Origin of the sequence: Vibrio sp. GLN_1, from assembly GCF_043106015.1 — a bacterium.
Classification (GTDB): Bacteria; Pseudomonadota; Gammaproteobacteria; order Enterobacterales; family Vibrionaceae; genus Vibrio; species Vibrio parahaemolyticus.
Genome location: NZ_JBICMD010000004.1, coordinates 399,401 through 422,039 on the forward strand (window position 1 = coordinate 399,401; position 22,639 = coordinate 422,039).

Consider the following 22,639-nt stretch of genomic DNA (forward strand, 5'->3'; position numbering starts at 1 on the left):
AAATGAAACAGAGTAAACAGAAAAAACAACAAGGTTTTACCTTGATTGAATTGATGATTGTAGTGGCAATTATTGGTGTACTGTCCGCAATTGCAGTCCCAGCATATAAAGATTATGTATCAAAGAGTGAGTTAGCATCTGGTTTCGCTACCATAAAATCAGTAATCACTCCTGCCGAATTATATATACAAGAAAATGGCGCTATATCTGGAGCAAGCCCTAGTGACCTAGGAGTATCTGCTGGTGCCAACAGCCTAGGAACACTATCTATCAGCGGTAATGCCGTTGTATTTACTCACAACAATGGAGCTGTATCTGGTGCGGCTTTCACATATAGCAGAGGCACTAGTTCCGGTTGGACATGTGCTTTGACAGGACAACCAACTGGGGTTGATGCTCCAAAAGGTTGCTCATAAGTGCTAACCAACCTCTCAACAGTTCTTCGCCAAGCAGGGATACTGACGTTTTCCCAAGAAGAGCTGTTACTTGAGCAAGCTAAAGCTTCTGGTATATCAATGCCAGAGGCTTTGCTCAACTCTGGCTTGTTTCAATCTCATGAATTAACGGAGCACCTAAGCTCTGTTTTTGGGCTTTCTTGCACTTCTCTCAATCAATACGAATACGCTTCGTTATGCCAAACGCTAGGTTTGCGAGATTTGATCACTCGGCACAACGCTCTGCCGCTTAATCGCACCTCATCAACTTTGATTCTCGCGGTTGCTGACCCAACCAATCTTCAAGCCGAAGACGACTTTCGTTTTGCAACAGGTTTGCAAGTCGAACTTGTTCTGGCTGATTTTCGAGAGCTGACCGCTGCCATTCGGCGCTTATATGGCCGAGCACTTGGGCAGGAAAAGTCGAGGTTAAAAGAAATAAACCAAGACGAACTCGCAAGCTTGGTTGAGATTGGAGATGATGAGATTGAGAACATCGAAGACCTCAGCCAAGATGATTCTCCGGTCAGTCGTTATATCAACCAAATCTTACTCGATGCCGTTCGTAAAGGGGCTTCGGATATTCACTTCGAACCCTACGAAAACATGTACCGAGTCCGTTTACGCTGCGATGGCATCTTGGTTGAAATTCAACAGCCACCTAGCCACTTAAGCCGTCGTCTCTCTGCCCGAATAAAGATCCTATCTAAGCTTGATATTGCCGAGCGACGTTTACCACAAGATGGGCGAATTAAACTCAAACTGAATCAAGACACCGCGATTGATATGCGGGTATCCACGCTACCTACCTTGTTTGGAGAGAAAATCGTACTCCGACTGCTCGATAGCAGCTCTGCATCACTGGATATCGACAAGCTTGGTTATAGTGAGCAACAAAAACAGCTGTATTTAGAGGCTCTGCGTCGTCCACAAGGTATGATTCTGATGACAGGTCCAACAGGAAGCGGCAAAACCGTTTCGTTGTACACTGGGTTAAATATTCTCAATAAACCAGAGATCAACATCTCCACAGCGGAAGACCCGGTAGAAATTAACTTATCGGGCATTAACCAAGTTCAAGTCCAACCTAAGATTGGTTTTGGCTTTGCAGAAGCACTACGTTCTTTTCTGCGTCAAGATCCCGATGTGGTCATGGTGGGTGAGATTCGAGACCTAGATACTGCGGAAATCGCGATTAAGGCGTCCCAAACCGGTCACTTAGTGCTCTCTACTTTGCATACCAACTCTGCGGCTGAAACCATCATTCGTTTATCAAACATGGGCGTAGAAAGTTTTAACCTCGCCTCTTCTCTTAGTTTGATTATTGCCCAACGCCTAGCTCGCAAACTTTGTCCATATTGTAAACAACCGCAAGAGCATACCGTTCAACTTCAGCACCTCGGTATTCAAACAACTGACAACATCTTTAAAGCCAATCCAGATGGTTGCAACGAATGCACCCATGGTTATTCTGGCCGAACAGGTATCTATGAAGTCATGCGCTTTGATGAATCTCTATCCGAAGCTCTTATTAAAGGAGCCTCGGTACATGAACTGGAAAAGCTTGCCATTGCGAACGGCATGAGCACCTTGCAAATGTCCGGAATAGAAAAACTCAAACAAGGCATCACAAGCTTTAGTGAGTTACAACGCGTGCTCTATTTCTAATCCTTTAATCAGCAGTTACCCCTATGAAAACTACGACACCACAATTAAAGAACTTCCGTTGGAAAGGCGTCAACAGCTCAGGGAAAAAGACCTCTGGTCAAACTCTGGCAATGAGCGAAATCGAAGTACGAGAGCGCTTAGATGCCCAGCACATCAAAATCAAAAAGCTAAAGAAAAGCAGCATCTCTTTTTTGACCAAACTTAGCCATCGCGTAAAAGGAAAAGACATCACGGTTTTCACTCGTCAAATCTCAACGATGCTAGTAACCGGTGTGCCGCTAGTACAAGCATTGAAATTGGTCTCTGATAACCACAAAAAAGCGGAAATGAAATCCATTTTGATGAGTGTAACTCGGGCTGTTGAAGCGGGTACGCCGATGTCCAAAGCGATGCGTACCGCCAGCAACCATTTTGACCCGCTATATACCGACCTGATTGCGACAGGAGAACAATCGGGCAACTTAGCCGAAGTGTTCGAACGCTTAGCTACCTACAGGGAAAAAAATGAGCAGCTTAGAGCCAAAGTGATCAAGGCTCTAATATATCCAGCCATGGTTATTCTAGTTGCACTGGGAGTATCGTTTATCATGCTAACCAAGGTCATTCCCGAGTTTGAAAAAATGTTTGTTGGCTTTGGCGCTGAATTGCCATGGTTTACAAGGCAAGTCTTAGATCTTTCCGCTTGGACACAAAACTGGAGCCCATTTATCGCACTTGGCTCCATCAGTGTATTTATCTCCGCGAGAGTACTCTCTAAGCGTTCAGATTCTTTTCGCTTAATGCTCAACCGCTCTGTGCTTAAGTTTCCAGTCCTTGGGGCAGTTTTATCGAAAGCCGCTATCGCAAAATTTAGTCGAACCCTCGCTACGAGCTTTACGGCGGGCATTCCGATTTTAACCAGTTTAAAAACCACCTCGAAAACGTCCGGAAATATGCATTATCAATTGGCTATCGAAGAGGTTTATCGCGATACCGCAGCAGGAATGCCGATGTATGTTGCAATGCGCAATTGCAACGTGTTCCCTGAGTTGGTGCTGCAAATGGTTATGATCGGCGAAGAATCCGGCCGACTTGACGATATGCTCAATAAAGTTGCCACAATTTACGAGTTTGAAGTGGACAACACCGTCGATAACCTCAGTAAAATCTTAGAGCCATTGATTATCGTTTTTTTAGGTATCGTTGTCGGTGGCTTGGTCACAGCAATGTACTTGCCAATCTTTAACTTAATGAGTGTATTGGGCTAGAATGAGCCGTTAATCCCTTCAAAACAGCATGTTGCTGATTTGACTTATCGCTCAAGAGACAAATATGGAAGTGTTGCAGTACTACCCTTGGCTATTCGTTGTGTTTGCCAGTATCTTCGGTTTAATTGTGGGTAGTTTTCTTAATGTGGTCATTTATCGGCTACCTAAAATCATGGAATTAGAATGGCGCCGTGAATGCGCCGAATCATTCCCTGAATATAAGATTAAGCCACCTCAAGAAGTTTTGACATTAAGCGTGCCTCGCTCTTCGTGCCAAAACTGCGCGACGCCAATTCGTATTCGAGACAATATTCCTGTAATCAGCTGGCTATTGTTAAAAGGAAAATGCCATCATTGTCATACCGCAATTAGTCCTCGCTATCCGCTGATAGAATTACTCACTGCAGCGTGCGCTGGTTTTGTGGCTTATCATTTCGGCTTTAGCTACTTTACGGTTGCGTTAATCTTTTTCACATTTGTCTTAATAGCCGCGACTTTTATCGATCTCGATACTATGCTGCTACCGGACCAATTAACATTACCATTAACTTGGGCTGGCATTGCGTTAGCATTAACAGAAATAAGCCCTGTTAGTCTACAAGACGCCGTAATTGGTGCGATTGCCGGTTATTTGTGTCTTTGGTCAGTATATTGGGGTTTCAAACTGCTTACTGGTAAAGAAGGCATGGGTTACGGTGATTTTAAATTGCTGGCTGCCCTTGGCGCTTGGCTAGGATGGCAATCATTACCAATGATCATCCTACTTTCTTCCGTCGTCGGTGTGATATTCGGGCTCGTTCAGTTACGACTACAAAAACAAGGTATAGAGAGAGCTTTCCCTTTCGGCCCATATTTAGCGATTGCAGGATGGGCAAGCTTAATCTGGGGCGATCAAATTCTAAGTTGGTACTTCACGTCAATTTTAGGAGTGTAAATGGCTTTGGTAATAGGCTTAACGGGTGGTATCGCCAGCGGTAAAACCACCGTAGCGAATCTGTTCAAGCAGCAGTTTAAAATTGGTATTGTCGATGCAGATATTGTCGCACGAGAAGTCGTCGAACCTGGAACTCCCGGGTTAAATGCAATCATTCAACATTTTGGTCAAGACATTACGCATGACGACAACACCTTAGATCGTGCCAAGTTACGCGAAAAAATCTTTTCTAATCCAGAAGAAAAAGCTTGGCTCAATGCATTGTTACATCCGATCATTCGAGAAAAAATGATAGAAGACCTTCAACAGGTCACGTCGGATTATGCATTATTGGTCGTGCCATTACTCGTTGAAAACAACCTCGATAGTTTGTGCGATCGTGTCCTCGTTGTAGATGTAGAACCTGAAACTCAAATTTCTCGCACCGTTAAACGCGACAACGTAAGTGAAGAGCAAGCACATGCGATTCTCGCCTCTCAAGCTTCGAGACAGCAGAGACTCGATATCGCTGACGATGTGGTTAAAAACAATCCAAATGACCCAGATCTTTTGCTTCAAATCACAGATTTGCACGAAAAGTACCTAGCCATGTGTAAGAAAAATCTGCGAAAATAGGAATGAAACTCACCAAGGCTTATGTCGATGACCACGCACAAATTTGAACATCCGTTAAATGAGAAAACTCGTATTTATCTAAGAGTAGAGTCTCTGCTGCGTCAGGCTCACTTGGCCTCTGGTTTTGCCGATAATCACCAGTATCAACTTTTTTTCCGTGCTCTTTTTGACATGGTAGAGATCTTCGAGCAGATCCAACTAAAAAGTGAATTGGCCAAAGATCTTGAGAAACAGCGCCTCTCCTATCGCCATTGGCTAAATGTAGAAGGTGTTGATCAAGAAGCCCTCAATTCCTTACTCAACGAAATTGATGTGGTTCATAGTCAATTAATGGGTGCAGAGCGTTTTGGTCAAGCGTTAAAAGAAGATCGCTTCCTTAGCTCTATTCGCCAACGTTTCAATCTACCAGGTGGCTCGTGCTGCTTTGATTTACCTGCATTACACTATTGGCTTCATCTGCCTATTGAACGTAAAAAGCATGATGCCAACCAATGGCAAAAGAGTTTGAAACCACTTTCCGATGCGCTCACCTTGTGGCTAAAGCTTGCTCGTGAAACCGGTCATTTTAAAGCCCAAATCGCGCGCGCCGGATTCTTCCAAAGTGACGCAGATGAAGCAAATATCCTCCGACTTCATATTCCTATGAAGTATGGCGTCTACCCTATGATTTCAGGTCATAAAAATCGTTTTGCGATTAAATTTATGGCTTTTGAAAATGGTCAGGCATGCACACAAGATGTCGAGTTTGAATTAGCCGTTTGTAGCTAATCAAAACATCAGGCTATTATTCTAAATACTTCGCTTTAATACCAAGATTACAATGGGACGATTCAACTATGTCTAAAATTACTATCGTTCAATGCCCTCAATGTGGTACCGACGTTGAATGGGGAGAACAAAGTCCTCATCGCCCTTTCTGTAGTAAAAAATGCCAAATGATCGATTTTGGTGAATGGGCAGATGAAGAAAATGCCATTGCTGGCGCCCCAGATATGTCAGACAGTGACGGCTGGTCAGAAGATCAATACTAGAGGTTCTAGGTTCTAAAAGTTGAGGAAGTTGGCGTGAAAGCGTCAACTTTTTTATTGCCTGTCGGAAAACTTTCCCTGAAGGCTTCTCCACTACTATCGGGGTTGTAACCTTTCAAGTTACAGTTCCACTCAATATCAGCGGGTTAAGTAAGTTATTTAAACACAAGCAATTTGTTTAGCGCAGAACGCAGATATTTTTCTTGCTACCTAGGAAGAGGCGCGGAGTGTACGCCAGTACATGAGCACCGATGACAACGGTAAAAAGAGAAATAGCCAGTTATGAGGCAAACATAAAAAAAACGGAGCCCAAAAGGGCTCCGTTTAATGAGAACGCTAGTTATAGCATTACTTCTTAGCAAGTTTCTCTTTGATACGAGCTGACTTACCAGAACGCTCACGTAGGTAGTACAACTTGGCACGACGTACTGCACCACGGCGTTTAACTTCGATGCTATCAACGATTGGAGAGTGTGTTTGGAACGTACGCTCAACACCTTCACCGTTAGAGATCTTACGTACAGTGAAAGCAGAGTGCAGGCCACGGTTACGGATTGCGATTACAACGCCTTCGAAAGCCTGTAGACGCTCACGGTCACCTTCTTTAACTTTAACCTGAACTACAACAGTGTCACCTGGTGCAAATTTAGGTAGGCCTGATTTCATTTGCTCTTCTTCAAGAGCCTTGATGATGTTACTCATTTTTAAAATTCCTAGAATAAACTGATACTAAATAAATTAGGTTACTTTGCATTATGCTCACTAATGAACTCTGCAAGTAATTGTTCCTGTTCGTCAGTCAGAGCTAGGTTTTCCAGGAGCTCTGGTCTTCTAAGCCAAGTTCGGCCCAGCGACTGCTTTAGTCGCCATTGACGAATGTCCTTGTGATTGCCTGACATCAGTACCGATGGCACCTCTTTGTCATCCAATACTTCTGGACGCGTATAGTGAGGGCAATCTAGCAAGCCATTAGCAAAAGAATCTTCTTCTGCTGACGCAAAATCTCCTAATACGCCCGGAATAAACCGAGATACAGAATCAATTAACGTCATGGCTGGTATCTCACCACCCGTCATCACAAAATCCCCAATCGACCATTCTTCGTCGACTTCAGATTGAATGATGCGCTCATCTACCCCTTCATAACGACCACAAATCAGAAGCAAATTCTCATTTGTTGCCAGTTCTTCGACTCCTTTTTGGTCGAGCTTACGACCTTGAGGAGATAGGTAAATGACTTTCGTCTTACCCGGTGAGGCTTTCTTTGCGGTATGAATGGCATCGCGCAAAGGCTGAACCATCATTAACATACCAGGGCCACCACCGTAAGGTCGGTCATCGACAGTGCGATGTTTGTCGTGAGTGAAATCGCGAGGATTCCATGTCTCAATCGACAAAAGACCTTTTTTAACCGCTTGACCTGTTACTCCAAAATCAGTAACAGAACGGAACATTTCAGGAAAAAGGCTAATAACGCCAACCCACATGTTTATCTCGCTCTGTAATTTTGGAGATTAGAATCCAGGATCCCAGTCAACTTCGATCCGTTGAGCTTCGCGATCAACTTTGATGATCACTTGCTCTTCAAGGAACGGAATTAGTCGTTCCTTTTGCCCGAAAGCATCTTTAAGATTTGCTTTAACAACCAGAACATCGTTTGAGCCAGTTTCTAGCATGTCAGTAACGACACCTAGATCGTAACCTTTAGTGGTTACTACATGCATTCCAAACAATTCACGCCAGTAGAATTCATCTTCTGACAATTCAGGAAGTACTGCAGGGTCAATAGCAATTTCAAAGTTAGTCATTAAATGCGCGTCTTCACGAACATCCATGCCTTCCAGCTTAGCCACCATACCTTTGTTATGGCGCTTCCAGCTTTCTACTTTGTACTCAACCCACTTGCCCTTTTGGTTAATATACCAAGGGCTGTAATCGAAAATGCTTTCAGCATTGTCTGTGTAGGAAAAAACCTTAAGCCAACCTCGAATGCCGTAAGTAGCACCAAACTTGCCTACAACAATCTTTTCGTTGCTCATTGTTTCTTTACCTTTCATCGACATAAACTAGTTTCTACTTCTGAAGTAAAAATTAAGCCGCTTTTTGAGCGTCTTTAACTAGCTTAGCAACGCGGTCAGATACAGACGCGCCTTGACCAACCCAGTGGTTAACGCGGTCTAGGTCTAGACGTAGACCTTCTTCTTGACCTTTAGCAGTTGGGTTGAAGAAACCAACTTTCTCGATGAAACGGCCAGTTGCAGCGTTGCGGCTGTCCGCTACTACGATTTGATAAAATGGACGCTTCTTAGCGCCGTGACGTGCCAAACGAATGGTTACCATGTCGTCCTCTTTGCTTTCTCAAAAATAAAATTAACCCCAAAAACCGTTCAATAACCTGAACAATCTGGGGTCTCGTGCCAAAATAAAGCTCCGGAATTTTACTCTTATCCCGGAGCAATGCAAGGGTTTAGTTACTTTTTCACCAACATAAATCGAAATTCAAGTTTGTGACGCAGCTAACACCCTGAAACTATAGTCACATCGATGAATTATCGACCAAATGGATTGAAGCCGCCGCCGCCACCCATACCGCCCATCATGCCTTGCATGTTACGCATCATGCCTTTCATGCCGCCCTTCTGCATTTTCTTCATCATCTTCTGCATTTGGGTGAACTGCTTCAGTAGACGGTTAACATCTTGAACCTGTACACCTGAACCTGCAGCAATACGCTTTTTACGCGAGCCTTTAATGATTTCAGGACGTTGACGCTCTTTCATCGTCATTGAGCTGATGATCGCTTCCATTTGCTTGAACATCTTGTCATCGACTTTGTCTTTCACGTCAGATGGTAGCTGAGACATACCTGGTAGCTTGTCTAGCATGCCCATCATGCCACCCATGTTTTGCATTTGACCTAGCTGTTCACGGAAGTCTTCAAGGTCGAAACCTTTCTTCTCTTTGAACTTCTTCGCTAGCTTCTCTGCTTTTTCTTGGTCAACATTGCGTTGTAGGTCTTCAATCAAAGACAGAACGTCGCCCATGCCAAGAATACGCGATGCAACACGATCAGGGTGGAACGGCTCTAGTGCGTCAGTTTTCTCACCGACACCTAAGAACTTAATTGGCTTGCCCGTGATATGACGAACTGACAGCGCCGCACCACCACGCGCATCACCATCAACCTTAGTAAGAATCACACCAGTAAGTGGTAGTGCATCACCAAAGGCTTTTGCTGTGTTCGCCGCATCTTGACCTGTCATTGCATCAACAACGAACAGCGTCTCAACAGGATTGATAGCTGAGTGAAGATCTTTGATCTCCCCCATCATCTCTTCATCGATAGCCAAACGACCCGCGGTATCGACAATTAATACGTCGTAGAATTTCTTCTTCGCGTGGTCGATTGCTGCGTTAGCAATATCAAGTGGCTTTTGATCTGGTGAAGATGGGAAGAAGTCGACACCGATGTCTGATGCTAGTGTTTCTAACTGTTTGATCGCCGCAGGACGATAAACGTCGGCAGACACCACAAGCACTTTCTTCTTATCACGCTCTTTTAGAAGCTTAGATAGCTTACCTACCGATGTGGTTTTACCCGCACCTTGTAGACCTGCCATCAAAAGTACTGCTGGCGGCTGTGCTGCTAGGTTAAGCGCTTCGTTAGACTCACCCATTACCGCTTCAAGCTCTGCTTGAACGATCTTGATGAATTCTTGACCCGGAGTTAAGGATTTAGAAACTTCTACGCCAACCGCTTTTTCTTTAACGCGGTTTACGAATTCGCGAACAACAGGAAGTGCAACGTCAGCCTCTAAAAGGGCCATACGAACTTCACGTAGGGTTTCTTTAATATTGTCTTCGGTCAGACGACCTTTGCCACTGATATTTTTCAGCGTTTTGGATAATCGATCCGTTAAATTCTCAAACATCTTTGTCTCTTCGCTAAAATGGCGATTAATTAGGGTGAGTATACCTTAGCCAACGTCACAGTCATACCCGAACACTACTCTTATAACTAAGTTGAGGGCTAACTTGTTAATTTCAATATCTCATCTCTCATGATTGATGACGCATATAACGTAGCCCCAAAGAGTAATGCAAGGTATAATTTCGTCACCGTGCACAACAACATTTAGGATTCATGGATAGCTTAATTGCCATCGCGGCCGCCATGCTCTACGTTTTGGCGATTGCGACCATCATACCTGGACTCTCTCAACAGTCAGGAATCAAAGCAAAAACAGTGTTTGCCAGTGCTGCCTGTGCGCTTGTTTTTCATGCGTGGATTTTGAGTGACCTGATATTTGATGGTTCTGGTCAAAACCTGAGTATTCTTAACGTCGCGTCTTTGATCAGTTTTATTATTTCGCTGGTCATGAGCATTGCAATGTTGAAAAACCGACTGTGGTTTTTATTGCCTGTCGTTTATAGCTTTGCTGCCATCAACTTAACTGCTGCCACATTTTTACCAAGCACGTTTGTCAAGCACTTAGAAAATGACCCGAAGCTGCTCATTCATATCTCTTTTGCACTATTTTCCTATGCAACGCTCACCATCGGCGCTTTGTACGCGCTGCAATTGGCTTGGCTCGATCACAAATTAAAAGCGAAGAAGTCGCTGGCTATTAACCCTAATTTACCACCGCTTTTAATGGTTGAACGTCAGCTATTTAAAATCATTCTGATTGGTAACTTACTGCTGACAGGCACACTCATCACTGGTTTTGTGTTTGTACAAGACATGTTTGCGCAAGGCAAAGCGCATAAAGGTATTCTTTCCTTCATTGCGTGGATCGTTTATTCCACCTTACTTTGGGGCCACTACCATAAAGGTTGGCGCGGTCGAAAAGTAACGTGGTTTGCGGTTGCTGGTGCGACGTTATTAACGTTGGCCTATTTTGGCAGTCGTTTTGTAAAAGAAATCATCTTGAATTAAGGAGCTCTCGGGCTCCTTAATCCTTTATATTCGCGGACAGATAAAATACAGTACGCATTAATTCATTGAATTCGCAGCTCACTTTGCTGTTGAATTGCCAAAAACATACAAGGAACAGCTACGTTTTGGACGACATATCTACGGGTATCTTATTTGCGCTACTCGCGTGTCTTATCGTCATATCAGGTTATTTTTCTGGTTCAGAAACAGGGATGATGTCTTTGAACCGTTACCGCTTGAAGCACTTAGCGAAAAGTGGGCATAAGGGCGCCAAACGTGTCGAAAAGTTATTAGACCGACCAGATCGCTTGATTGGTCTTATTCTTATCGGCAACAACCTCGTGAACATTCTTGCTTCAGCAATTGCGACCATCATCGGCATGCGCCTATACGGCGATTTAGGTGTCGCGATCGCAACGGGTGCGCTAACTATGGTTGTCTTGGTGTTTGCCGAAGTCACACCAAAAACCGTTGCAGCGTTGTATCCAGAGCGTGTTTCCTACGCGAGCAGCATCTTGCTCACTATCCTAATGAAAGTGCTATCACCGCTCGTAATGCTGGTGAACTTTATTACTAATGGTTTCATTCGTTTGCTTGGCGTGAAAGCTGATCACACGGTAGAGGACCATCTAAGTTCGGAAGAGTTACGCACGGTCGTAAATGAAGCTGGCGGACTTATCCCTCGTCGTCACCAAGACATGTTGGTGTCTATTCTCGACCTCGAACACGTTACTGTAAATGACATTATGGTGCCACGTAATGAGATTACGGGTATCGATATTAACGATGACTGGAAATCCATTGTTCGTCAGTTAACACACTCGCCACACGGTCGAATCGTTTTTTATCGCGACCAAATCGATGAAGTGGTTGGTATGCTGCGTTTACGTGAAGCGTACCGTTTGATGCTAGAAAAGAACGAGTTCAACAAAGAGACGTTACTGCGCGCGGCAGATGAAGTGTATTACATTCCCGAAGGAACGCCGCTGAACGTACAAATGTTGAAGTTCCAACGCAACAAGCAGCGCATCGGTCTGATCGTAGACGAGTACGGTGATATTATCGGTCTAATCACCCTTGAAGACATCCTAGAAGAGATCATTGGTGAGTTCACGACGTCTATTTCTCCTAGTTTGTCTGATGAAATCAGCCCACAAGGCGATGGCAGTTTCTTAATTGAAGGCAGCACCAATATCCGCGATATCAACAAAGGTTTGAAATGGGATTTACCTACCGATGGCCCTAGAACCTTGAATGGTCTGATTTTGGAACACCTAGAAGATATTCCAGAGAGTCATTTAAGTGTCCGTGTCGCGGGCCACCCGATGGAAATTGTTGAAATCGAAGAAAACCGAATCAAGTTAGTTCGAGTCTATCCGAAGAAGAAAAAATCAACGTCCAAATAACCAAAAGAAAAGCCTGACTCATGTCAGGCTTTTTGTTTTGTGTTGCCGTTCCAAAAGAACTTAGTCTACGCGCAGCTCTTTTAGCATTGATTCTGGCAAAGCCAACTCGTCGTTTTTATTAACAGACACACCTGCGGCTAGAATGTTCTTGGCAATTTGCTGTGCTTCTTCTAAAGAATGCATCGCTGCAGTACCACACTGGTACTCATTTAGCTCAGGGATTTTGTTCTGGCTTTCCACTTTTAGCACATCTTCCATAGAAGCAAGCCATGCGTCTGCAACTTGCTGTTCAGAAGGCGTACCAATGAGACTCATGTAAAAACCAGTGCGACATCCCATCGGGGAGATATCAATGATTTCCACACTGTCACCATTTAGGTGATTGCGCATGAAACCTGCGTACAAGTGCTCTAGTGTATGAATGCCTTTCTCTGAAAGAATGTCTTTGTTAGGCGCAGTGAAGCGTAAGTCGAAAACCGTAATGGTATCTCCTTTTGGAGTTTGCATGGTTTTCGCGACACGCACTGCTGGTGCATTCATGCGAGTGTGGTCTACGGTGAAGCTATCGAGTAAAGGCATTACATCTCTCCTGATCGTAATTCCAACACCTTGAGGTATTGGTTTGGTTTTTATACCCAAATGGGGTTAAAAGAACCAGCTGCTGTTGTCTTCCAATTCCTGACGACATTGTTTCAGCTGCCAGCCATAAGTCTTTGCGGTTTGCTCAACTCGCCGAGCCACTTTCATCAAACTAGGCTTTCTTTTGTAAGTTCCACGTTTATAACCGCCTCGCCCTTCATGATAGGCCAGATACTGGTTATAAGGGTCCCACAATGAAATGCCTAACTGGCGACGAGTCTCGTGGGTATACCACCCAACAAACATTATCGAATCATCAAAATTGGTGCGCGAACCACCTTGCCCGGTGGAATCTTGGAAGTCATCCCAAGCTGGATCTTGAGCCTGTGCATAGCCATACGCACTGCTTACGCGTCCCCAAGGGATGAAACCCAATACGTAATCTTTGGGTGGTTTGGCATCATGGCGGAAGCTGCTTTCCTGCTTGATGATGGCCATGGCAACATGAATGGGGGTTCCCCACTCTTTTTCCATGTCTTTCGCATCATCATACCAACCAGATTTTTCTCGGAATATCTCACACAGGTTATCTTGCTGTTTTGGTGGCGCTGTCGCACATCCCGCAAGCAACACACTTCCTAGCACCGATACAACCAACGGCTTAATGTTCAATCCCACCCAATCCTTACTTATTGATTATTGTTTTAAATAAGCGAAGTAGTTTTCCAGAAACTCGTCAAAAGATAACGTATCGCTTTCTTCCGCTTGTCGCTGTTTCTCAACTGAAGAAGCCACTTCCGTTTCCATTATATCTTGCGAGTAATGTTGGTAACCATGAGCCAGATTTTCTTCACGGAACTTCATGCCAAGAGCACAACCTACTTTGCCAAGTCCACCAAGTTCTTTGGTTAGCTCAAGCAATTGGCCAGAAATCGTCAGTTCAGGGTTATCAATCCATGCTTCTAGCTTGTCACATACAGCTTGGTAAGCGTCGCCACCAGCCGCAGAATCCATCTCTACTGCAATTTGGCGCAACTCAACGAATACTCGCTTCGCCCAATCTTGCAAAGATAAGCGTTCACCTTGGCAACCGATTTGCAGCATCAAACCTTTTTCACGACCAGAGATGATCACTTTGTTCCAGTTGTCACGCCAGCATTCTAGTTCGCAGTTATCCATTGGGTCAGAATCTGACAACGCCGCCCACGTTAGGAAAAGATCTAAGAAACGAACTTGCTCTTCGCTAACACCAACGGCACTGAATGGGTTCACATCTAATGAGCGCACTTCAATGTATTCCACGCCCGCGCGACTCAATGCATCTGATGGCTTCTCACCACTTTTCGCTACGCGTTTCGGACGAATTGGTGCGTACAATTCATTTTCAATCTGGAGAATGTTGGTATTGAGCTGACGGTACTCACCATCCACTTTTACTCCAATTTTTGCGAATTCTTCAGATGGTCGACGAATCGCATCACCTAAACCTTCAAGATATTGGTCAATACTGTTGAAACCAATTTTCAATACGCTTTGAGCACTGTTGGTATAACCAAGATCACTCAAGCGAAGAGACGTCGCTTTAGGGAGATACAGTGTCCCACCGATGCTTTCAAACGGGAGTTTAGTCTCACGGCCTTGAATGAACGAACCACATAACGCTGGCGATGCACCAAAGAAGTAAGGGATCATCCAACCAAAACGGTAATAGTTACGAATCAAAGCAAAGTAAGCAGCTGATTTGGTGTCTTGGCGAGCTTGCTCATCCTGCTCACCATAAAGCGCATCCCAAAATGACTCAGGGAATGAAAAGTTGAAGTGAACACCAGAAATAATCTGCATCAAGCTACCGTAACGGCGTTTTAGCCCCTCACGGTACAATGTTTTCATTTTCGCCGAGTTCGATGAACCGTACTGAGCAAGCTGAATATCATCTTCACTGCCGACATAACATGGCATAGAAAGTGGCCACATCTTTTCTTCGCCCATTTTGGTTTGAGTGAAATGGTGAATGTCTTTCAGTTGCGCCATCAATTCTGGAATGTCATGAGAAACCGGAGTGATGAACTCCAGCAACGATTCAGAAAAGTCGGTGGTGATCCATTTGTTTGTGAACGCTGAGCCCAAACCCTCTGGATGAGGTGTTGTTGCTAGGTGTCCATCCTGACGATAGCGCAAAGTTTCTCGCTCAACACCGCGTCCAAACTGCTTAAATACTTCGGGGTTTGATGCAACTTTTTTTAGTCGCGCAGCAAAATCAGTCAAAATGAGGTTCGCTTATATTAGGAGCAGGACACTTGTCGCTCGGGACAAGTGAAAGCTAAGTTATTGATAGTTCATGCATCTAGATAAACAACCCATTAAAAGTCGCTTATCTAGATGAATAGCGGAGAGATCACTCTCCGCTATTAAATGTGTACTCTATCGAATGATTTCAAGCTCTTCTACGTCTTTCCCCAACTTTTCTAGTTGAGGACGAAGTGATTTAGCATCACCAACGACAATGATTTGATAGTCATTCGAATCAAACCATTTTTGAGCTAATGCATTCAAAGTTTGCTTATCCACTTTCTCAACGATAGCGTTTCTTTGCTGCAAGTAATCTTGATCGAGGTTGTACTTGAGAATATCACTAATGAGTTCCGCTTTTTGTGTCGGCGTTTCATACTTCAGTGCATCTTTTTGACCGACCGCTTGGCGCATAAATTTCATTTCTTCATCAGTCATTCCAGATTGAGCGTATTCATTCAGCTCATTTTCCATCTCGATAATCGATGCGACCGTCGAATCGGCACGAACTTGCGCGGTAAATACAACCGAACCGGTTTCAGGATTCCCCGAGAAGTAACCGTAAGCACCGTAGGTGTAGCCTTTGTCTTCACGCAGGTTTTGGTTGATGCGACTGTTAAAGTTACCCGCTAGGTTAAAGTTCGCGAGCTGGCTTAGATAAAAGTCACCCGTGGCATCATAAGGCATGCCTTGACGAACCATCATAACCACACTTTGCGGTGCCCCTGGTTTGTCGACAAGATGAATTTTCTGCTCACCTAATGCTGGTATTGTTTGAGGAGCATAAAGTGGTGCCGCTTCATCTTTCCATTCAGCCCAAAACGCAAGCTTCTGCTCAATGTCTTGTTTAGCAATGTCACCCACCACCACGACTTGTGCACTCTGCGGTGTGTAGTGCTTAGCGTAGAACTCACGTACATCATCAAGCGTTAGCGCACTGACCCCGGCTTGCGTGCCGTCTTTCGGACGAGCGAAAACAGAATCGCCATACAGCACTTGTCGACTTGCTTGAGATGCCATCCAACTTGGATTTTGATGTTCGTACACAAGCCCTTCGAGTGCCTGCATTTTCACACGATCAAAATCTTCTTGTTTGAACGCTGGCGACAGCAGCATCTCTTCAACAATTTTCAGTGTTGGCTCTAAATTCTTTTCTAAAGAAGAAACGCTGATGTTCGTCGTGTAGCCTGTGGCATCGACAGAGATCATGCTGCCGAGTTTATCGAGCTCAGCTTGAATTTGTTCCACGCTACGTTTGGTCGTTCCTTCTTGCAACATAGCGGCTGTCAGTTGCGCTAGGCCTTCTTTGCCTTTTTCCACAAAACGCGTGCCCGCAGGCAAGCTGAACTGCATCATGACTGTCGGGGTTTCGTTGCTCACGGTACCGAGTAGTTCAGAGCCGTTGTCAAAGTGCACATTGTACAGTTCTGGCATTGTTGCTTTCACTGGCTCACCGACCGGTGGCTGCACTGAACGATCAAAATTATCCGTTGCGCGGCGATAGGCTAACTGATCATCGGTAATTTTTTTGTACTCTGGCAAGGTACGTTCTGGCGTTGTAAATGTCGCAGACTTAACAGCAAGATCCGTTTTGCCTTTTGGTACCACGCTCAAGGTGACTTTCGACTTACCTTGAATAAAGTTTTGGTACACCTTCTCAACAGATTGAGGAGTCACGGCACGAATCTGTTCCAATTGTTTTTCAATCAAATCAGGTTGGCCAAAGAAAGTTTCATTCGACGCTAGCTGTGTGACTTTACCTTTCACGCTTTCAAGCGCGAAAATCGCATCCGCTTCAGCTTTACCTTTCAACTGCTCCAGACGATCGTCAGTGACGCCTTTCTCTGCAAACTTGCTCATCGACTTCATAAGCTCATCATACAAGGTCGAAAGATCGCCTTTGTCTCCAGAATCTCCCATCGCGTACACATAGAAATTACACGCAAGCTCTGCACAGTCATGGAAGGAACCCGCATCAACCGCTTTTTGCGTCTTCACTAAATCTTGGTACAGCACGCTGTTGGTACCACCACCTAATACTTCCGATAGCGTATCCAGAGATGCTTGGCTCTCTTCGCCGCTGTATGTGGTTGGCCACGCAATCATTACCATCGGTTGTTGGATACGATCTTCCAACGTAATGTATTTGTCTTCTTGCAACTTAGCTGGTTGTTTCGGTGCGTTTTCAACTTCTGGGCCGCGAGGAATGGAACCGAAGTATTTGTTTACCCACGCCAGTGTTTGCTCGACATCTAAGTCACCACCGATCGTGATCGTCGCATTATTTGGACCGTACCAACGCAAGAAAAACGCTTTAAGATCATTCACATCAACACGTTCAAGATCTTCAACGTAACCGATGGTTTGCCATGAGTAAGGATGACCTTCTGGGTATAACGCTTCAGACATACGTTCCCAAATCAAACCGTACGGACGGTTGTCATAACGTTGCGCACGCTCATTTTTCACCGTAGATCGTTGAATTTCAAATTTTCGCTGTGAAACCGCATCAAGCAAAAAGCCCATACGATCCGATTCAAGCCACAGCATTTTTTCCAGCTGATTCGCAGGAACGGTTTCAAAGTAATTGGTGCGATCGCGATTGGTCGTACCGTTTAACGTACCACCCGCCTCTGTGATGATTTTGAAGTGTTCTTGATCGCCAACATTCTCTGAACCTTGGAACATCATATGTTCAAAGAAGTGCGCAAAGCCCGACTTACCAATTTCTTCACGAGCTGAACCGACGTGATACGTGACATCAACGTGTACCAATGGATCAGAGCCCTCTGGCGCTACAATTACGGTCAAGCCGTTATCGAGTTTGTATTTTTGATATGGGATCTTAACTTTGCCGTCTTCTGCTTTCGATGATTCGACGAAAGTCACCCCTTTTGGCAACGATGAAACAGGGGAATTTGATGCACAGCCCGTGATCACTAACAGTGAGCACGCGCCAACCCAAAACATTCTCATGTACTTTCCTTAAAATAATCCGAGATAAATGGCCGCCAACAAGCTGTACCGAGCAGCTTTTCCTAAAAATATTAAAATCACACACGGCAGAAATTTCATCCTTAACCATCCAGCCGCGAGACACAACGGATCACCAATAATTGGTAACCAACTGAAAAACAATCCCCAGTAGCCATATTTTGCTAGCCACTTTAAAGCGGTATGACCATGTTTTTCTTCTTGGGTTTTATTGGGGATCCATAACCCAAGCCAGTAATTGGTTAAGCCACCAAGCGTATTACCTATTGTGGCAACCAATAGAATAGAAGAAACCGCATATTGATTGAGTGAGAGAGTTGCTATCAGCCCAGCTTCAGAGCCACCAGGCAGTAAGGTGGCGCTCAGAAAGCCCGTTAAAAAAAGCACCCACAATGCTGAATCAGAAAACCAAAGGGCTAAATGTTCAAAAGCTGAATTGAATGCGTCTAGCATGTCATATCAAGTAATACCTTGCCTCTCGTTCGCCCCGATTCCACTTGTTGGTGTGCGGCGATAACTTCAGTCATTGGGTAAATGTGTTGCACTTCTGTTTTAAGTAATCCCACACCTACCATGTACAACAACGTGTCTAACTGTGAAGGATCTGGCTCAACCAACATACCGCTTGCCTCGAAGCCTAACAGCTTGGCCTTGTCACAAATTAATTCAGCGCTAATCGTTGGTACCGTGATCACGCGGGCATTGTCTTTTAGGCACTTGAGAGCATCTAAAGCCGCATCGCCACCAACCAAATCAATTAAAACATCAACGCCTTCAACACGTTCTGACACTGGTGCAAATTGATAGTTCACTGCATGAGCGCCAAGTGTGGCGAGGTAATCTAAATTTCGTTCACTGCAGGTGGTAAACACTTCGGCTTTTGTCGCCACGGCAATCTGCACCGCTAAGTGCCCGACGCCACCCGCTCCTGCGAGAATTAATACTCTATCGCATTCGCTGACATTCGCTTTGCTTAATGCTTGAGCAGCGGTTTGCCCCGCCAATGGTAAAACCGCCGCCGCTTCTAGCGTAACCGAACTTGGCACGTGACTTAGCTCCGACTCCGGAACACAAACATATTGGCTGTAGCCACCACCTTGGAGAGGAAAGCCAATAAAACCGGCCACTTCATCTCCCACAGCAAAGCGAGAAGTCTTAGAACCACAAGAGACGACTTTCCCAGAAATATCGTAACCTGGCACCCAAGGCAGTTTGTCTTTATTCTGGGAAGCAGCCCAGCCAAGTCCCGCTCGTGTTTTGACATCGATAGGATTCACGCCAGCATAATGCACCTTGACCAACACTTCGCCAGACTTAGGGATCGGAGTTTCAGCGCTTTGAATCGCCAGAACATTGGCGTCGCCAAACTCAGTGATAACAATCTGTTTATGTTCCATAACTCACTCCCTGAGGGACAAATAAAAAAGGATGCCGGAGCATCCCTTTGACTATAAACCATTTTGTTTAACCAAGTTAATGGCAAGCATGTAAATTGGTTGATAATTTTATCTTCAACACGATAACTGTATTTACGTGTTACAAGAGTCTTTATCCAACCAAGGCCAACAGAATACCTGCCGCTACCGCGGAGCCAAGTACGCCAGCTACGTTTGGTCCCATCGCATGCATCAACAAGAAGTTTTGAGGGTTTGCATCAAGCCCGACTTTGTTCACCACACGCGCTGCCATAGGTACAGCAGACACCCCTGCCGCGCCAATGAGTGGGTTGATGTCCTCTTCTGAGAACTTATTGAGAAGCTTAGCCATGAGCACACCTGCGCCTGTACCGATACTGAACGCCACAGCGCCTAGACCAAGAATGCCTAATGTTTCCAAGTTTAAGAACTGGTCAGCTTGCAGTTTCGAGCCAACCCCTAAACCCAAGAAGATAGTCACAATATTGATCAGTTCATTTTGTGCAGTTTTCGATAAACGATCCACTACACCCGCTTCACGCATCAGGTTACCGAGACAGAACATACCAACCAATGGCGTCGCAGAAGGTAGGAACAGAATCGTCATCAACAGCACGGCCATCGGGAAGAACACTTTTTCCCACTTACCAACATGACGAAGCTGTGCCATTTTGATTTCACGCTCTTCTTTGGTAGTCAGCGCTTTCATAATTGGCGGTTGAATGATCGGAACTAATGCCATGTAGCTGTATGCCGCTACCGCAATCGCCCCCAATAAGTCTGGCGACAACTTGCTGGCCAAGAAGATCGCCGTTGGACCATCAGCACCACCGATGATGGCGATCGATGATGCATCTGCCATCGAGAATTCCATCCCTGGCACAAAGTTAAGTAAAATCGCCCCAAACAAGGTCGCAAAAATACCAAACTGCGCTGCCGCCCCTAACCAAAGTGTTTTAGGGTTCGCGATCAATGCGCCAAAGTCCGTCATCGCACCAACGCCCATAAAGATCAACAATGGGAAAACTCCCGATTCGATCCCGATATAGTAGACGTAGTACAACAAACCGCCCGGCTCAGTGAAGCCCGCATTAGGAATGTTAGCTAAGATAGCGCCAAAGCCAATTGGCAATAAAAGTAATGGTTCAAAGCCTTTACGAATCGCTAAAAACAACAGCGTACAGCCAACCAGCATCATGCAGATTTGGCCAAACTCAAAGTTAGCGATCCCTGTTTCTGACCATAAGGTCATCAATCCGTCCATGATACTCCCTTACGCCAAACTGAGAAGAGGTGCACCAACGGTAACGGCATCACCCTCTTTTACGTTCAGTTCTTGAACGATACCACCGCGAGCTGCACGAACTTCCGTTTCCATCTTCATTGCTTCAAGGATCAGTAGGACATCACCTTCCGCGACTTCAGCACCCGGCTGAACGTTCACTTTAAAGATGTTTCCTGCAAGCGGTGCAGGAACCGATTCCGCATTTGCCGTCACAGGAGCAACGGGAGCGGCCACTTGTGCAGAAGCTGAACTTGGCGTCACAGAAGTCAATTGTCCTTTTGGCCCCACTTCAACTTCGTAGACTTGTCCATCAACGCGAACACTGTAAGTTTCTACGCTACCAGACGCGACTGGAGCCGCAGGCGCTGCAACTGGTTTTGCACTTTCCAATGTAGGTGCTGGTTCAAAAGCGTCAGGGTTACCACGGTTTTTAAGGAACTTCAGACCAACTTGAGGGAACAACGCATAAGTAAGTACGTCATCAACGCGTTCACTCGCAAGCTTAATGCCTTCTGATTGAGCCTTATCCATTAAATCCACCGTTAGAGCTTCCATTTCTGGCTCTAACAAATCAGCAGGACGGCACGTAATTGGCTCTTTACCTTCAAGGACTTTAGCTTGTAGATCGGCATTCACTGCCGCAGGAGCGGCACCGTACTCACCTTTGAGAACACCAGCGGTTTCTTTAGTGATGCTCTTGTAGCGCTCACCGGTCAGTACGTTAATGACGGCTTGAGTACCAACGATCTGAGACGTCGGTGTTACGAGAGGAATAAAGCCAAGATCTTCACGTACACGTGGGATTTCTTCTAACACCTCGTCGATACGATCCGCTGCACCTTGCTCTTTTAGCTGACCTTCCATATTCGTCAACATACCACCTGGCACTTGAGCGATAAGGATACGAGAATCCACGCCTTTTAGTTGCCCTTCCCACTTCGCGTATTTCTTACGTACTTCACGGAAGTAAGCTGCAATAGGTTCTAGTTGATCAAGTTTCAGGTTGGTGTCGCGCTCAGTACCTTGCAGCATTGCTACAACCGTTTCTGTCGGAGTATGCCCGTAAGTACAGCTCATCGAAGAAATAGCCGTATCGAGGATGTCGATACCAGCCTCTACCGCTTTGATTGCCGTAGCAGTAGAAAGACCAGTGGTAGCATGGCAGTGAAGTGCCAGTGGTACATCACAAGAGGATTTAATGCGTGTGATTAGCTCTTGCGCTTCGTAAGGCTTTAGCAAGCCAGACATGTCTTTAATACACAGTGAATGACAACCGAGATCTTCCAAACGCTTTGCTAAATCAACCCAAGTATCCGTATTGTGTACAGGGCTTGTTGTGTATGACAGGGTGCCTTGCGCATGAGCGCCAACATCTACCGCCGATTTCACCGCTTTTTGGAAATTGCGAACATCGTTCATCGCATCAAAGATACGGAATACATCCATACCGTTGGCATGAGCACGCTCAACGAACTTCTCTACTACGTCATCAGCATAATGGCGATATCCTAAAAGGTTTTGACCACGAAGTAGCATTTGCATTGGTGTATTTGGCATCGCCTTTTTCAACTCACGTAGACGCTCCCAAGGGTCTTCCCCAAGGAATCGAATACACGAATCAAACGTTGCACCACCCCAGGTTTCTAGGGACCAGTATCCAATCTTATCCAACTCAGCTGCGATAGGCAGCATATCTTCGATACGCATACGCGTAGCAAACAGTGATTGATGGGCGTCTCGAAGGACCACATCGGTAATAGCTAGTGGTTTAGACATGCTCTTAAACTCCTTTTTAATCCTATATTC

Annotated in this window: 22 protein-coding genes; 9 read left to right on the forward strand and 13 right to left on the reverse strand. The window is 45.2% G+C overall.

The genetic code is table 11. The features are described 5' to 3' along the window. Window positions 1-2 precede the first annotated feature (2 nt). From ACF8OV_RS02135 to yacG, 7 genes are all read left to right on the forward strand, one after another. Complete coding sequence (locus ACF8OV_RS02135; protein ID WP_029831396.1) at window positions 3-416, forward strand: prepilin-type N-terminal cleavage/methylation domain-containing protein; 414 nt, start codon at window positions 3-5, stop codon at window positions 414-416. Beyond that, entirely contained in the window at window positions 417-2,102 is a 1,686-nt protein-coding gene (pilB, locus tag ACF8OV_RS02140; protein ID WP_203503823.1) for a type IV-A pilus assembly ATPase PilB, read from the forward strand. A gap of 23 nt (window positions 2,103-2,125) precedes the next feature. Continuing rightward, complete coding sequence (locus ACF8OV_RS02145; protein ID WP_005479682.1) at window positions 2,126-3,349, forward strand: type II secretion system F family protein; 1,224 nt, start codon at window positions 2,126-2,128, stop codon at window positions 3,347-3,349. A gap of 64 nt (window positions 3,350-3,413) precedes the next feature. Continuing rightward, a complete protein-coding gene (locus ACF8OV_RS02150) occupies window positions 3,414-4,283 on the forward strand; it encodes an A24 family peptidase (protein ID WP_025552578.1) in 870 nt (289 codons plus the stop codon). Beyond that, window positions 4,284-4,898, forward strand: coding sequence for a dephospho-CoA kinase (gene coaE / locus ACF8OV_RS02155; RefSeq protein WP_203503821.1), 615 nt, complete (start codon window positions 4,284-4,286; stop codon window positions 4,896-4,898). It abuts the gene before it with no gap. Between the two features lie 27 nt (window positions 4,899-4,925). Further along, window positions 4,926-5,666, forward strand: a complete 741-nt coding sequence (gene zapD / locus ACF8OV_RS02160) for a cell division protein ZapD (protein WP_023624252.1) — start codon at window positions 4,926-4,928, stop codon at window positions 5,664-5,666. A gap of 68 nt (window positions 5,667-5,734) precedes the next feature. Continuing rightward, entirely contained in the window at window positions 5,735-5,929 is a 195-nt protein-coding gene (gene yacG / locus ACF8OV_RS02165) for a DNA gyrase inhibitor YacG (RefSeq protein ID WP_005462546.1), read from the forward strand. 345 nt (window positions 5,930-6,274) lie between these two features. On the opposite strand, the gene rplS is transcribed toward yacG, so the two are convergent. The 5 genes from rplS to ffh form a co-directional block, all read right to left on the reverse strand. After that, window positions 6,275-6,628 carry a 50S ribosomal protein L19 gene (gene rplS / locus ACF8OV_RS02170; protein WP_005462554.1) on the reverse strand — a complete coding sequence of 118 codons (354 nt, stop codon included), beginning with the start codon at window positions 6,626-6,628 and terminating at the stop codon, window positions 6,275-6,277. Between the two features lie 41 nt (window positions 6,629-6,669). After that, complete coding sequence (gene trmD, locus ACF8OV_RS02175; protein ID WP_005462562.1) at window positions 6,670-7,413, reverse strand: tRNA (guanosine(37)-N1)-methyltransferase TrmD; 744 nt, start codon at window positions 7,411-7,413, stop codon at window positions 6,670-6,672. A gap of 27 nt (window positions 7,414-7,440) precedes the next feature. Beyond that, on the reverse strand, window positions 7,441-7,989 hold the full coding sequence (gene rimM, locus ACF8OV_RS02180) for a ribosome maturation factor RimM (protein WP_005462552.1): 549 nt from the start codon (window positions 7,987-7,989) through the stop codon (window positions 7,441-7,443). A 28-nt stretch (window positions 7,990-8,017) separates the two neighbouring features. Continuing rightward, entirely contained in the window at window positions 8,018-8,266 is a 249-nt protein-coding gene (gene rpsP, locus ACF8OV_RS02185) for a 30S ribosomal protein S16 (protein WP_005379962.1), read from the reverse strand. A 209-nt stretch (window positions 8,267-8,475) separates the two neighbouring features. Then, window positions 8,476-9,858, reverse strand: a complete 1,383-nt coding sequence (gene ffh, locus ACF8OV_RS02190) for a signal recognition particle protein (protein WP_005462555.1) — start codon at window positions 9,856-9,858, stop codon at window positions 8,476-8,478. A gap of 212 nt (window positions 9,859-10,070) precedes the next feature. Between ffh and ACF8OV_RS02195 the strand changes: the two genes are divergently transcribed. Continuing rightward, on the forward strand, window positions 10,071-10,865 hold the full coding sequence (locus ACF8OV_RS02195) for an inner membrane protein YpjD (RefSeq protein WP_203503819.1): 795 nt from the start codon (window positions 10,071-10,073) through the stop codon (window positions 10,863-10,865). A gap of 125 nt (window positions 10,866-10,990) precedes the next feature. Further along, on the forward strand, window positions 10,991-12,271 hold the full coding sequence (locus ACF8OV_RS02200) for an HlyC/CorC family transporter (RefSeq protein WP_005462557.1): 1,281 nt from the start codon (window positions 10,991-10,993) through the stop codon (window positions 12,269-12,271). A 60-nt stretch (window positions 12,272-12,331) separates the two neighbouring features. Here the strand turns inward: ACF8OV_RS02200 and luxS are convergent, their stop codons facing one another. The 8 genes from luxS to oadA all read right to left on the reverse strand — a co-directional run bounded on the left by luxS (window position 12,332) and on the right by oadA (window position 22,609). Next, the gene (gene luxS / locus ACF8OV_RS02205; protein WP_005462534.1) at window positions 12,332-12,850 is read right to left on the reverse strand and encodes an S-ribosylhomocysteine lyase; all 519 of its coding nucleotides are present in this window, start codon (window positions 12,848-12,850) and stop codon (window positions 12,332-12,334) included. Between the two features lie 66 nt (window positions 12,851-12,916). Then, window positions 12,917-13,522 carry a hypothetical protein gene (locus ACF8OV_RS02210; protein ID WP_015297256.1) on the reverse strand — a complete coding sequence of 202 codons (606 nt, stop codon included), beginning with the start codon at window positions 13,520-13,522 and terminating at the stop codon, window positions 12,917-12,919. A gap of 24 nt (window positions 13,523-13,546) precedes the next feature. After that, a complete protein-coding gene (gshA, locus tag ACF8OV_RS02215; RefSeq protein ID WP_015297257.1) occupies window positions 13,547-15,115 on the reverse strand; it encodes a glutamate--cysteine ligase in 1,569 nt (522 codons plus the stop codon). 156 nt (window positions 15,116-15,271) lie between these two features. Next, entirely contained in the window at window positions 15,272-18,115 is a 2,844-nt protein-coding gene (locus tag ACF8OV_RS02220; protein WP_203503817.1) for a pitrilysin family protein, read from the reverse strand. A gap of 9 nt (window positions 18,116-18,124) precedes the next feature. After that, window positions 18,125-18,586: a YqaA family protein gene (locus tag ACF8OV_RS02225; RefSeq protein ID WP_005462564.1), complete on the reverse strand. Its 462-nt coding sequence runs from the start codon at window positions 18,584-18,586 to the stop codon at window positions 18,125-18,127. Then, window positions 18,580-19,530 carry an NADP-dependent oxidoreductase gene (locus ACF8OV_RS02230; RefSeq protein WP_060657293.1) on the reverse strand — a complete coding sequence of 317 codons (951 nt, stop codon included), beginning with the start codon at window positions 19,528-19,530 and terminating at the stop codon, window positions 18,580-18,582. The genes ACF8OV_RS02225 and ACF8OV_RS02230 overlap by 7 nt, the downstream gene beginning before the upstream one ends. 151 nt (window positions 19,531-19,681) lie before the next feature. Further along, window positions 19,682-20,812 (reverse strand): sodium ion-translocating decarboxylase subunit beta, encoded by a 1,131-nt coding sequence (locus ACF8OV_RS02235; protein WP_005462536.1) that lies wholly within the window; start codon window positions 20,810-20,812, stop codon window positions 19,682-19,684. Between the two features lie 9 nt (window positions 20,813-20,821). After that, on the reverse strand, window positions 20,822-22,609 hold the full coding sequence (gene oadA, locus ACF8OV_RS02240) for a sodium-extruding oxaloacetate decarboxylase subunit alpha (protein ID WP_203503814.1): 1,788 nt from the start codon (window positions 22,607-22,609) through the stop codon (window positions 20,822-20,824). Between the last annotated feature and the right edge of the window lie 30 nt (window positions 22,610-22,639).